The sequence below is a fragment of the Providencia manganoxydans genome (assembly GCF_016618195.1).
Taxonomy (GTDB): domain Bacteria; phylum Pseudomonadota; class Gammaproteobacteria; order Enterobacterales; family Enterobacteriaceae; genus Providencia; species Providencia manganoxydans.
The window spans coordinates 3,410,999-3,424,995 of record NZ_CP067099.1 but is presented as its reverse complement, the minus strand read 5'-3'; the positions used below and the strand labels follow the sequence as shown (position 1 = coordinate 3,424,995).

At 41.0% G+C, this 13,997-nt stretch carries 10 protein-coding genes; 1 reads left to right on the top strand and 9 read right to left on the bottom strand.

The window, feature by feature from the left end:
• Nucleotides 1-170: 170 nt before the first annotated feature.
• On the top strand, nt 171-1,211 hold the full coding sequence (locus JI723_RS15570) for a tRNA/rRNA methyltransferase (protein ID WP_272581393.1): 1,041 nt from the start codon (nt 171-173) through the stop codon (nt 1,209-1,211).
• A gap of 112 nt (nt 1,212-1,323) precedes the next feature.
• On the opposite strand, the gene emrB is transcribed toward JI723_RS15570, so the two are convergent.
• The 9 genes from emrB to nrdE form a co-directional block, all read right to left on the bottom strand.
• The gene (gene emrB / locus JI723_RS15565) at nt 1,324-2,826 is read right to left on the bottom strand and encodes a multidrug efflux MFS transporter permease subunit EmrB (RefSeq protein ID WP_420704858.1); all 1,503 of its coding nucleotides are present in this window, start codon (nt 2,824-2,826) and stop codon (nt 1,324-1,326) included.
• 51 nt (nt 2,827-2,877) lie between these two features.
• Nucleotides 2,878-4,059, bottom strand: coding sequence for a multidrug efflux MFS transporter periplasmic adaptor subunit EmrA (gene emrA / locus JI723_RS15560; protein WP_070925087.1), 1,182 nt, complete (start codon nt 4,057-4,059; stop codon nt 2,878-2,880).
• Between the two features lie 218 nt (nt 4,060-4,277).
• Nucleotides 4,278-4,805, bottom strand: coding sequence for a transcriptional repressor MprA (gene mprA, locus JI723_RS15555; protein WP_070925086.1), 528 nt, complete (start codon nt 4,803-4,805; stop codon nt 4,278-4,280).
• A 656-nt stretch (nt 4,806-5,461) separates the two neighbouring features.
• Entirely contained in the window at nt 5,462-6,661 is a 1,200-nt protein-coding gene (locus tag JI723_RS15550; protein WP_337979548.1) for an MFS transporter, read from the bottom strand.
• A 141-nt stretch (nt 6,662-6,802) separates the two neighbouring features.
• Nucleotides 6,803-7,801 carry a glycine betaine/L-proline ABC transporter substrate-binding protein ProX gene (gene proX / locus JI723_RS15545; protein WP_070925084.1) on the bottom strand — a complete coding sequence of 333 codons (999 nt, stop codon included), beginning with the start codon at nt 7,799-7,801 and terminating at the stop codon, nt 6,803-6,805.
• A gap of 75 nt (nt 7,802-7,876) precedes the next feature.
• On the bottom strand, nt 7,877-8,995 hold the full coding sequence (proW, locus tag JI723_RS15540; RefSeq protein ID WP_070925083.1) for a glycine betaine/L-proline ABC transporter permease ProW: 1,119 nt from the start codon (nt 8,993-8,995) through the stop codon (nt 7,877-7,879).
• Nucleotides 8,985-10,187 (bottom strand): glycine betaine/L-proline ABC transporter ATP-binding protein ProV, encoded by a 1,203-nt coding sequence (gene proV, locus JI723_RS15535; RefSeq protein WP_070925082.1) that lies wholly within the window; start codon nt 10,185-10,187, stop codon nt 8,985-8,987. Before proV ends, proW begins: the two co-directional genes overlap by 11 nt.
• A gap of 689 nt (nt 10,188-10,876) precedes the next feature.
• Nucleotides 10,877-11,848 carry a class 1b ribonucleoside-diphosphate reductase subunit beta gene (nrdF, locus tag JI723_RS15530; RefSeq protein ID WP_140182800.1) on the bottom strand — a complete coding sequence of 324 codons (972 nt, stop codon included), beginning with the start codon at nt 11,846-11,848 and terminating at the stop codon, nt 10,877-10,879.
• A gap of 13 nt (nt 11,849-11,861) precedes the next feature.
• On the bottom strand, nt 11,862-13,994 hold the full coding sequence (gene nrdE / locus JI723_RS15525) for a class 1b ribonucleoside-diphosphate reductase subunit alpha (RefSeq protein WP_140186816.1): 2,133 nt from the start codon (nt 13,992-13,994) through the stop codon (nt 11,862-11,864).
• Between the last annotated feature and the right edge of the window lie 3 nt (nt 13,995-13,997).

Genomic DNA, 13,997 nt, shown 5'->3' with positions numbered 1-13,997 from the left:
GATTGGCACAAGTTTTGGTGTTGATGAAAATAGAGCGCGTATTGTACGTAAATCCAATGAATGGTGATAGAGGTATATTCAGGATCTTTTCGGTGCAATAATGCGTGAATCAGTGGCGTAGCTCGGCAACATCATGTAATCTTCGCGCCATAGCTTTGTAGGGGATAACAATGAACGACTCAAATGATTTTAGTGGTAAGAACGGTAAAGTAAAAGTGATGTATGTCCGTAGTGAAGATCAAAATGACGGGCAACATAAAGGCAAACGTCAGCAAGATAATCGACGCGGTAACGATAAACGTGATGGTGGCCGCCGCAATGAGCGTTCAGGTCGCCCCGATGATAGAAGAAGCCAGCCACCACGTGAGCGTTCTGCTTGGCGTACGGTTTCAAAGCCAAATACTGATGAGTTGGTTAATGATCATGGCGGTATTTCAGGTAAAAGCCAAATTGACCCTGAGCAATTGCGTAAGCAACGTTTAGAAGAAACGCGTATTTATGGTGAAAATGCGTGTCTGGCCATGTTTAAAAATCGTCCTGATGCTATTGTGCGAGCGTGGTTTCTGCAATCAGTCACTCCACGTTTTCGTGATGCATTAAAATGGATGGCTGCAAATCGTAAAGCTTATCATGTTGTTGATGATGAAGAACTGACGAAGGCATCGGGAACCGAACATCATGGTGGTGTTTGTTTCTTGATTAAAAAACGCGGTGGCATGAGCGTTGAAACTTATTTGGAACAAGCTCCTGCAAAAGATTGTGTCTTGGCACTAGAAGATGTGGGTAACCCACATAATTTAGGTGGCATCATGCGTAGCTGCGCTCATTTTGGGATCCAAGGTGTGATTTTACAAGATGCAGGTATGCTGGAGTCTGGTGCAGCCATTCGTACAGCTGAAGGTGGTGCTGAGCATATCAAAGCTATTGATGCAGATGGGCTAAGCGCAACATTAAATCACTTCCGCCAAGCGGGCTATACTATTGTTACCACATCAAGTCATAAAGGCAGTCAAGACATTGCTAAAGCTCAATTACCTGAAAAAATGGTACTGGTGTTAGGTCAAGAGCGCGATGGGTTGAGTGATAGCGTGTGGGACGAGGGGGATATGAGCTTATATATTGGTGGGACAGGTAAGGTTGAGAGTCTCAATGTTTCTGTCGCTACAGGTATTATGTTAGCGCAATGGTGGCAACAGAATAAAGCCAAATAAATAAGGTATAATACTCCGTTCATCGTTTCAATATGATGTAGAGTAATGGATCGTAACGGCACATTAAAAGTAGAAAACCTACTGTTTAATGTGCCGTTTTTGTTATTAGGCGTTAGTGCGCGCCGCCGCCATCACTTTTGGCTCCCGCTCCAAATGGCGGTTTGGCAAACCAAATAATGACCATTAGTAAGATAAAGATCCCCGCCGACAACCAAAAAATTTCATTAGCTGAAATAATTAATCCTTGATCGGTAATGCTCTTAGCAAGGAAGGCTGCACTTTGAATATCATTCATCCCCATTTGTGCAAGGTCGCTGTACATGTGTTGTGAATTGACATTGTAAGGGTTGATGAATTCAGTCAACACTTCATGATGCATGGCTTCTCGTTGCGTCCACATGGTGGTGGTAATCGATGTACCAATAGCCCCAGCGAGCGTTCGCGTAAAATTAGATAAGCTGGAAGCAGAAGCCATTTTTTCTGGAGGAAGTCCCGACAAAGTAATGGTGGTTAACGGCATAAAGAAGCATGCGATCGCCAATCCTTGTACGAACTGAGGCCAAGCCGCTGCGGCAAAGCTCATACCTGGCTCAAAAGTATAGGCGCGCCAATAATAGCAGAGAGCATAAATAATAAAGCTGAATGTCACGAGGTAACGCATGTCGATACGGTTACCAAATCGACCGATTATTGGAGTAATCAGCAAAGGAAGCAAACCAACGGGGGCAGAGGCGAGTCCGGCCCATGTCGCGGTGTAACCATAGACAGATTGTAATAGCTGGGGGATCAGAACGATGGTGCCAAAATAGAGCATGTAAGCGAGGCTTAATGCAAGGCAGCCGATAGTAAAGTTACGTTCCTTAAAAAGTGATAGATCAATGACGGGATGATCATCGGTTAGCTCCCAGACCACTAAGAAGGCTATGGCGACAACCGCTATTACCGTAAGTACAATGATCTCGGTAGAATTAAACCAATCGAGTTCTTTGCCCTGATCTAACATAATCTGCAAAGCCCCAATACCGACCACGAGTAACACTAGGCCAACGGTATCAATAGGGTTAATCGAGATTTTGGTTTCACGGCCTTTGAGTGTCTGCATAATGGCAAAAATGATGGCAATACTAAAAGGTACGTTGATAAAGAATATCCAGCCCCAATGGTAGTTATCACTGATATAGCCGCCAAGAATTGGACCACAAATAGGTGCAACAACAATGGTCATTGACCACAGGGCTAACGCCATATTGCGTTTTTGTGGTGGATAGTTGTTTAGCAACAAACTTTGAGACAATGGGATCAGAGGCCCAGCCACCAAACCTTGCAGAACACGGAACAGGATCAGCATTTCTAAGCTGTTTGAAATACCACATAGCCATGAGGTTAGGGCAAACAGTCCTGTAGACCATAAAAATAGCCTAACTTCACCGATGCGGCGTGCAAGCCAACCCGTCACTGGAATTGAAATGGCATTTGCCACACCAAAGGAAGTGATCACCCAAGTTCCCTGAGTAATTGAAGAGCCTAGATTCCCTGCGATAGTTGGTATAGCAACGTTCGCAATGGTTGAATCTAAGACTTGCATAAATGTGGCGAGCGAAAGCGCGATAGTCATCCATGCAAGTTTAGAACCTGTTAAAGGTGCTTTAGTCACGTTCACCTCAGATTAATTGTTTCCAGAGTTACTATTAATAATCTCAGTAACTATTTTGTCCGCAGGAGACATATCAATAGCGAGTGCAGATGTGTGATAAGCGGGAGCTTCACGCATACCTTTTGCGAGTACTTTGCCATCTTTATTGAGGGTATCTACAGTGACTTCAGTGGATAAACCTAAGCGTAATGGATACTGTTCTAACTGAGTAGGCTCTAACGCGACACGAACCGGTAGACGTTGTACCACTTTGATCCAGTTACCTGTTGCATTTTGTGCTGGAAGTAAAGAGAACGCACTTCCCGTTCCCATATCCAAACCTACGACCGTGCCATTAAACACAATGTCTTTACCATAAAAATCGGTTGTTACTTTGGCTGGTTGGCCTATACGCATATCGGCAAGTTGAGTTTCTTTGAAATTTGCATCAATCCACATACCTTGCGAAGGAACGATAGCCATAAGGGGGGTTGCTGTGGTGATTTGTGAGCCGACTTGAACGCTACGCCGTGAAACATAACCATCGACAGGACTGACTATTTTTGTTCGTTGTAGTGCGAGCCATGCATTTCTAACTTCTGTTGCAGCTTGTTCAACGGCAGGTTGTTTAGATAATGGCGTATCCAGCACAATAGCATTGTTTGCATTTAATTGCTCAATAGCGACATCTAAAGCTGCTTTTGCACTGACAACGGCTTCGCGTGCGTGTTGTAGCTCTTCTTTACCAATTAAATTGCTGCTACCAAGGACTTCTCGGCGTTTTAAGTCATTTTGTAATCTCACCAGTTCAGAGCGTTTCATATTAATATTAGCTTGGTATTGACGGCTATTAACGATCTGCTGGTGGGATTGGCGTACGCTGTTAGCTAAAGTCGTTTTAGCTTTTTCTAAGGCGAGTTGAGCATCTCTAGGGTCTAATTCAACGAGAATGGTACCACTTTTTACAAAATCAGTATTATCTACATTGACGGTCATCACACTACCGGCGATTTGTGACTGTATTTGTACCTGATTACCTGCGACATAAGCATTATCTGTTGATTCGTAATGACGCAGAACAAAGAACCAATAAGCTGCCCAGCCAATGCCAATAGCGACAAATAATAGTGTGAGAAGTGCTAGGGCGCTTCTACGTTGTTTCTTTTTATTGCGCTGAGGCTGTTGTGTGGTTTGCATTTCCTCGTGGGCACTCATACTAGTGTTTCTCCGCTTATGGGCATTTTTAATCACGAATGTTCCCAGTAGTTAACGCTAACCACTGGAAACTGGGACGACAATTGATAGGTTTGCTTGTTGGAATATCGTAAGCACAAGGTAGAAAGGATAACGAAATCTTTTAGACAGAAAAGTCTTTTTTCGCCTTTCGGATTATAAATGACTCAAATACATTATCCACACTAATATAGAGGTTATTATGACTTAGTATAATCTCTTACTGTATCCAGCTTTATAAGTAACTTACGCATCAATTTATTTAGCTGTTGCTGTTCGTCAATATCAAGTACAGACCAGATATCTTTTAAAGCCGCATGTTGAGGTGGTAAGAGCCCACCTAAAAACTGCGAGCCTTTTTCTGTAAGGTGGAGATGTAAGCAACGGCGATCGTTATGGCTTTCTTTGCGTTCAATCCAACCATTTTTTTCAAGTTCATCGGCGATGCGAGTCGCATTTGTGCGTGAGGAACCCAAAGCAGCGCTCAGCTCAGAAGGTTGAATACTACGGCTATCTTTTGTATCAAGGATCATCAATGCCATAAAGAGGGTTTCGTTAATTCCTTGGGCCTTGAGCATATTGTTACGAGACTCAAGTAACTTGCCATGAACGTGCATACATAGGCGAGTCAGAAGGATCTCCTGATAGGGTATTGGGTTATTATGTGAATCTTGCTGTGCGACACGAGCATTTAGTAGCTCTTCTGTCGGAGTAAATGAACTTTCCATTATTTGGATACCTTATTAGTTTCAGTTGGTAAGATTACAACTGTCATCAACCATCTAAATGGTATATCAAAAGACAAAATTAGCAATTGTAGTTAATTGATACCATCAAATTTATTTTGATAATGATACATAATTCATAAATTTTATGAATGTAATTTACTTAGGTTAGTATAGCGTAATTAGGTGTTTTTGCTTTTTAATTTGTTTTATTTCAATAAAATCATAGCGTTGATTTATTTTGCTAATGGATAATTATGGAGTAAAACAAAATAAAATCATGTAATTAGAATGTATAACTACTTAAGTAGTTGCACTTTTTGGGTATTTGTAACGCTTTCATCTATTCAGTGAGTATAATCTCATCAGCGCTAAATCGCTGCTTACTATGTAACCTTATAATAGTAACTCATGTAAATGATATTGTAACTTTATGTTAAGGCATATCGTTTGTTTAACTGTGTCATTTGATGACTTTTGCCTATGCAACTATTACAAAATTAAACCATCTTGAAAAAATTGTGATTTGATGCTCAGAGGATGAGGGGGAATTAGACATTTTAGGGGGCGGCTAAGTTGAAATATATTACGTTATCTGATGATTTTTATATTAAATAATTGAAGGTGGCTAATAATAGCCACTCTCAATAATAGATTTGTTATTCATCTGATGAGTATATGGTGGGGTCAAAGCGGATGCCAATTGCCCAAATAATCAGACTAACTACAGACAAAATGGCACCAGAAGCAGCGACACCTTCCCATCCTGCTTTTTCGTAAGCATAGCCCGAAAGTAATGAGCCTAGTGCTCCGCCTATAAAATAGCTGGTCATATAACCTGCGGTTATGCGATTACGGGCTTCAGGTAAAATACGATATAAGGTGCTTTGGTTAGTAACGTGTACCGCTTGCACAGCAAGATCAAGTATTAATACACCAATAATGAAGGCAATCAGTGACTCTTTTGCAAAGCCGATTGGTGCCCATGAAAGTAATAATAAAATTAAACCAATGGTGGTGACTGGCTTACCTTTACCCTTATCAACCAAGTGACCTGCTTGAGATGCCATTAGAGCACCCGCCGCTCCCACTAATCCAAACAAGCCAATCGTGCCTTCAGAATAACTAAAAGGTGGGGTAGCAAGCAGGAATGCCATTGCAGTCCAAAGTAAGGCGAAGTTGGCAAAAACCAGCGCGCCAAGTAACGCTCGAACCGCAAGTGTTGGTGTCCCACAAAACAAACGTACAATTGAAAATAAAAGTTGGAAATAATTGAGGTTAGTTTTTTGATGATAACGTGGTAGCTTCAGGGCAAGCACGATAATCAATAAGAACAATAATCCAAAAGCAACCCAATAGATGGCTCGCCATCCGCCTACCATTGCAACAGCGCCCGAGACGGTTCTAGCGAGTAAAATCCCCAGTAATAGCCCGCTCATAATGATACCAACAGCTTTTCCTCTTTGATTAGGTTTGGCTAAAGTGGCTGCCATTGGGATCAGTACTTGTGCGACAACAGAGAATAATCCTGTCAGTGCTGTGCCTAATAAAATTTGCCATACATTGTTTGATAATGCGGTGATAAGTAAACCGATCGCAGACAGTGATGTCATGGTTAAAATAAGACGCTTACGTTCAAAAATATCGCCAAGGGGGACTAAAAAAAGTAATCCCGCTGCATAACCTAATTGTGCTGCGGTGACAATAAACCCTGCCATATTCGTGGTTAAATTAAATTGAGAGGCGATAGTTTCAAGGAGGGGTTGCGCATAGTAGTTACTGGCAACAACTAAACCTGTTGCGACAGCCATCAAAACGACTAGACCTGTCGTTAATTCTGCTTGTGGTGCCTTATTCATGTGTTATCTACTCATTATTGATTAGGCAGTCATTATAGGCTTTTTTTATCATTAAGATGGGGGATTTTATTGATAATGAATATCGAAATTAATGAATAAAGCCACCGGGTTAGGGTGGCTTTAGGTATAAAGAAAATAAATTTATTTTTCAGCAGCTTTGCGTGCTTCATCAACCCAGCCATCAAAAGTAGATTGATGCGCCTTGATCCATGCATCAGTATGACGGCGAATATCAGCTTGTGATGCTTCACCATTATGCATTCTCAAGTTCTGAGCATTGATATCTGCAATTGGCAATTTCATGATTTCAAACAATTTTGCTGCGGCAGGGTTATCCGCTGCCCATTTTTTGTTGGCTGCAATATGCATGGTATTCGGTGGGAAACCATAGTTTTTGCCATTAGGTAACGCTGTATCGGTTTTTTCACCATTAGGCATTGAAGAGAAAGGTACTTCTAGCCAAACAACATCACGACCTGGTTTTAGCACATCACTGATCCAATATGGTGTCCACGTATAATAAAGTATTGGTTTACCTTCTTTATAGCGTGTGATGGTATCTGCCATCATTGCCGCATAGTTTCCTTGATTATGCTCAACCGTTTTTTCTAAATCATAAGCTTTGAGATGATTGTTGATTGCGGCTTCGCATCCCCAACCAGGGTTACAACCAGTGAGGTCAGCCTTACCATTACCGTTGGTATCAAACAATTTGGCAATTTTGGGATCTTTTAATTGTTCAACATTGGTAATGTTATATTTGTCTGCGGTTTTTTTATCAATCAGATAACCTTGAGCCGCATTGACGACATAATTACCTTGGCGATAAAAAGCTTTGTCACCCCCAGCTGCGTTATATTGTGCATCATGCAGTGGTACCCAACTAACCGCTAAGTAAGTTGCATCGCCATTGGCAATTGATGCATAGGCGACGTTGTAATCAACTTCTTTGATGGGTTCGACTTCATAACCTAGTTTCTCAAGCGCTTTTGCGACGAGTAAGGTTTGAAAGGTTTCTTCGCTAATCGTACTTTGTACCGGAGTGACTTTGACTCCTTTGCCTGGCAGATCTTCGGCATTAGCGAGTGGAACGGCAAGTAAGGCTGTCAGGGCAGTTGCCAATAGTATTGGTTTTTTCATTATTGATACCTCTATTTGTCGCATTTGGCTTGCCTTGGCAAGCGAAGAGCCAATAAATGGCTCTATCGGATGAATTTATTTTTTAGAGAATGGGCGAGTGATCAGGCCAATCGGGCCTTGTTGATACCAACGCGTAGCGACTTTGCTGCGCGTATTTTTCCCAAGAGATTGAGTTAGTCGGTCAAGGACAATGGCGAGTACCACGATACCGACACCACCCACAGAGGCTAATCCCATATCAAGGCGACCTATACCTCGTAGTACCATTTGTCCTAGACCACCAACAGCGATCATGGATGCTATCACCACCATTGAAAGCGCTAGCATCAAGGTCTGGTTGACGCCGGCCATAATGGTTGGCATGGCTAATGGTAGCTGCACTTTGAACAGCAATTGACGCGGGCTAGCTCCGAATGACTCAGCCGCCTCAATCAAATCAGCAGGGACTTGTTTAATACCTAAAATGGTTAATCGAATAATAGGCGGTAAGGCAAAAATGATGGTGACGACAACCCCTGGCACGTTACCAATCCCAAATAGCATTACAATAGGTACTAAGTAAACAAACGCAGGCGTTGTTTGCATGGCATCGAGTAGTGGCCTAACGACGCTAGCAGCTTTGTCACTGCGTGCAAGCCATATTCCCAGTGGTAATCCTATTATCAAACAGAATAGTAGAGCTGTCAGTACTAATGCGAGTGTCACCATAGCCTCAGACCAAGCGCCAATTGCACCGATGATGATCATCGAAACAAAAGTTGCTACGCCCATCACTCGACCAGCGAGTTGCCACGCAATTAATGCAAATAAAATAATAGCAACAGGTGATGGAAGAGAGGTTAAAAACTGTTCAAATCCACTAAGGATAAAATCAATAGGTACGCGGATCCCCTGAAAAATAGGGCGAAAATGCAGTACGATCCAATCAATTGCATGGGTAACCCATGAATCAAGCGGGATCAACGTGTGCTGGAAGGGATCCATAATATTAAAATGTTCAGGCGTCACTGTTTCGGTTGGCGTGGCATTCAACCAATCACTACTTCCGGCATCACTCGGTGTTGTGGTATCCGTCGCACTACCCCAAGGATCGCTTGCGGTATCAGGGGTGTTTTGTTGTGGTGCATCATCGGTTTGAGTATCTGCCCACGGATCTTGTTGTTCAGTCTTATGTTCGCTTGTGTTATTGCTCATTTGGTGTCTCCTTATCCAGTGCCTGTAACAACATTCCTTTGGATATCACGCCAAGATAGCGATTTTTTTCATTGATGACAGGAACCGCGCAGGGGGCTTGTGCAATAGTCGAAATAACTTCGTTAAGTGGCGTATCCCCTTGAATTGGCTCTAAAGTAGATATAACGGCAGCTTCAATACCTTGTTTATCACGCAAGGCTTTTTCGAGGGATTCGACAGATACCACCCCCGCAAAAGTGTGTCCTCGAGAAATTAAGTAACCATGACTACGATCCTCATCATTCAGCACTTTCAGTGCCGAGCGAGGGCCAAAGCCTGGGGCTATATGCAGTAATGCATCTGGTCTTCTTCGTGCGATATCTTTAGCACTAAAGACTTGGCTAATATCGACACCGCGGAAAAAGGTTTTAACGTAATCATTGGCAGGGTTATTAAGTATTTCATCTGGTGTGCCAGTTTGTACCACAACTCCACCTTGCATGATGGCAATACGATCACCAATACGCATCGCTTCATCGAGATCATGTGAGATAAAGACAATCGTACGTTGCTTTTCACCTTGTAGCGATAATAGCTCATCTTGCATTTCAGTGCGGATCAGGGGGTCGAGAGCAGAAAATGCTTCATCCATTAACAAAATATCAGGATCATTAGCCAATGCGCGGGCGAGGCCGATGCGTTGTCTCATACCACCTGAAAGTTCATCGGGATAAGATGCAGCCCATTTTTCAAGATTGACTTGGCGAAGTGCATCCATGGCTTTTTCATGGCGTTGCTCTTTGGACATACCAGAAAGTTCCATGCCAAAGGCGGTATTATCGAGCACATTCATATGTGGCATTAACGCAAAGGATTGAAACACCATACTAATTTTAGTACGTCGGACTTGGCGTAGCGCCTTATCGGAGATATTCGAAATATCTTCCCCGTCAATGAGCACTTGGCCGCTGGTGGGCTCTATCAGGCGATTGAGAAGGCGTACCAACGTTGATTTTCCTGAGCCTGATAGCCCCATAACAACAAAGATTTCGCCTTCTTCAATGGCCAGATTGGCATCTTGAACACCGACAGTTAGGCCTGTTTTTTCAAAGATGTCATCTTTACTCATTCCTGATTCTAAAAGCTTAAAGGCTTGATCAGGGTGTTCCCCAAAAATTTTATATAAATTTTTAACTTCTAATTTTATTGGCATATAATAATTACCCGTTATTTCAATTAGCAAATCATTCAAGTATTTATCTATATCGCCTATTGATAGGCATGAATACTCACTTCGACTATTGGTTGAAAATGTTCAGGGTAGATATTCCTATTATGTTTACGGTGAATTTAATTAATTATGATTTAAATTAAATAACTCCATTTAAAATTATTAGAAAAACAAACAAGCAATATAACCTAGCATAATAAATGGAGCTGACAACCCTTGGTTAAGGACTATTAATCAAAAAAATGGAGTGAATAGCGATGAATTATTTTGAAGATAGGTGTTTTTAGCCACTTCAATATTGATGAGTAAATAATATTATTGAATGAACTAACGTTTTGTTGAAACTGAATTTATTCCAAAAATGAATATTGAATTATCACGACTAACAAAACTAGAAGAGTGCTGATTATAACGGTTAGCTAAATTTTAGGATAAAGTTGCTATAAAATTCAAAAAAAATCCATTCACATAAATAAGATTTATCTATTTTAATGGTAAAATAAAAAGTTTAGCGTTTGTTTGCCTGATGAATATGTTAAAAACAATCAATTTAACAGTAAAACTTGTAAGCAGATACGCTGATTAAGTCGCTTTTATTCATTAATAAACCCACTAAAAGGTTGGTTTTCATTTAGTGGGTTTATATCTAACCAGTTAATTAAATTGATTGATTAAAAATCCCAGTCATCATCTTCTGTACTGACTGCTTTCCCTATGACATAAGAAGAACCTGAGCCGGAAAAGAAATCATGGTTTTCATTTGCATCGGGTGAAAGTGCCGATAATATTGCAGGACTGACATCAGTCACCACATCTGGGAATAATGCCTCATAACCTAAATTCATTAATGCTTTATTAGCATTGTAATGAAGGAATTTTTTGACATCTTCGGTCCAACCTACGGAGTCATATAATTCTTGGGTATATTTCACTTCGTTTTCATATAAATCAAAAAGTAATGCGAAGGCAAAGTCTTTAATTTCTGCCTGAGTATTTTCATCATAATTTAATAATGATTTTTGAAATTTATAGCCAATATAGTAACCGTGGATCGCTTCATCGCGAATAATTAAGCGTATTAGATCGGCTGTGTTAGTTAATTTCCCTCTACTAGACCAATACATAGGTAAATAAAAACCTGAGTAGAAAAGAAAAGATTCTAAAAAGACACTCGCTATTTTTTTCTTTAATGGATGGGTGTCACAATAATAGGATAGAATGATTTTTGCTTTATTTTGTAACGCATGATTTTCTTCACTCCATCGATAAGCATCATCGACATCGCTAGTCGAGCAAAGCGTTGAAAAAATAGAGCTATAGGAGCGTGCATGCACAGCTTCCATAAAGCTGATATTTGATAATACTGCCTCTTCATGAGGGGTGAGGGCATCTTCCATTAAACAAGGCGCACCAACAGTATTTTGGATCGTATCAAGCAGTGTCAGCCCAGTAAAAACACGAATAGTTAGCTGTTGTTCTGCCTTGGTTAGTGTATTCCACGACGGTGTATCATTTGATAATGGGATCTTTTCAGGTAACCAAAAATTAGTGGTTAATCGGTTCCATACTTCAAGATCTTTATCATCTTCAATACGATTCCAATTGATCGCTTTAACGGGGGTTAATATTGTTTGGTTTGTCATACTCATTGTCCTTTTAAAGCGTACATGAAACACAGCCATCAACTTCAGTGCCTTCAAGTGCCGTTTGGCGAAGGCGAATGTAATACAGGGTTTTTATACCTTTACGCCATGCGTAAATTTGTGCTCGGTTGATATCACGAGTTGTTGCATCATCTTTAAAGAACAGTGTAAGAGATAGCCCCTGATCGACATGTTGCGTAGCAACAGCGTAGGTATCAATGATTTTTTCAGGTCCTATTTGATAAGCATCTTGATAATATTCAAGATTATCATTGGTCATAAAAGGTGCAGGATAGTAAACACGACCAATTTTCCCCTCTTTACGGATCTCAATACGAGAAACAATTGGATGAATGCTTGAGGTTGAATTATTAATATAGGAAATAGACCCTGTCGGCGGAATTGCCTGCAAGTTTTGATTATAAATACCATGCTCTATCACTGATTGTTTCAGTGATTGCCAATCCGCTTGAGTAGGTATTTCGATGCCCGAACGTCGGAATAATTCCTGAACGGTTTGGGTTTTTGGCAACCAATTTTCGTTGATATATTTATCAAAATAACGACCATTGGCATATTCTGAATGTTCAAAGCCTTTAAATGCAGCTTTACGCTCAATTGCTAATTGGTTGGACGTTCTTAGTGCGTGATAAGCCACGGTATAAAAGTAGATATTCGTAAAATCGAGCGCTTCTTCTGAACCATAGTAGATTTTTTCCCTCGCTAGATAGCCATGTAAGTTCATCTGCCCAAGGCCAATGGCATGGGATTGATGATTACCTTGTTCAATTGAAGGCACTGAACGTATATGACTCATATCAGAGACCGCGGTTAGTGCTCTGACGGCAATTGCTATAGATTGAGCAAAATCAGGCGAATCCATGGTTTTCGCTATATTCATGGAGCCTAAATTACAACTGATATCTTTCCCTATCTCTCGGTAGCTTAAGTCGTCTTCATACAGGCTAGGCTGGTTAACTTGTAAGATCTCTGAGCACAAGTTACTCATGTTAATACGTCCTGCAATCGGGTTAGCTCGATTGGCGGTATCTTCGAATAAAATGTAGGGATAGCCCGATTCAAATTGAATTTCAGCGAGAGTTTGGAAGAACTCCCTTGCGTTGATTTTGTATTTTTTGATCGCTTTGTTGTTGACCATCTCATGATATTTTTCAGTCACACTGATTTCTGACATGGGTACGCCATATTCACGTTCGATATCATAAGGGGAAAATAGGTACATCTCTTTGTTTTCTTTGGCGAGTTGGAACGTGATATCTGGGATCACAACGCCTAAAGAGAGTGTTTTGATACGGATTTTTTCATCTGCATTTTCTCGTTTTGTATCAAGAAAACGCATAATATCTGGATGATGGGCGTGTAAATACACGGCCCCCGCTCCCTGCCGCGCACCAAGCTGATTGGCATAGGAGAAGGCATCTTCTAGCATTTTCATGACGGGAACAACACCAGAAGATTGGTTCTCAATAAATTTTATGGGGGCGCCCTGTTCTCGCAGATTGGTCATCATGAAAGCAACACCGCCGCCGCGTTTAGATAGCTGTAATGCGGAGTTTACCGAGCGACCAATTGATTCCATATTATCTTCAATGCGCAGCAGGAAACAGGAAACTAATTCACCCCGTTGTTTTTTACCGCAATTTAAGAAGGTAGGGGTGGCAGGCTGAAAGCGGCCACTAATTATTTCTTCAACCAAATGGCTAGCAAGTGATTGATTACCTAGTGCAAGTGTTAACGCGACCATACATACGCGATCTTCATAACGCTCTAGATAGCGTTTACCATCAAATGTTTTTAGCGTATAACTTGTATAATATTTGAACGCCCCTAAAAAAGTTTGAAAACGAAATTTATGAGCATAGGCTTGTTTGAATAATTTTTTGATAAATGCAAAATCATATTGCTCAAGAACTTGTGCTTCGTAGTAGTTTTCATTAACTAAAAAATCGAGTTTTTCTTTTAAGTCGTGAAAGAAAACCGTGTTTTGATTCACATGTTGGCGAAAGTAGTGATGAGCGGCTTCTTTGTCTTTTTCGAATTGGATTTCGCCTGCACTATTGTATAAGTTCAGCATGGCATTTAGCGCATGGTAGTCAACATGCGGGGTATTTTTTGTCTTTTCCATTGA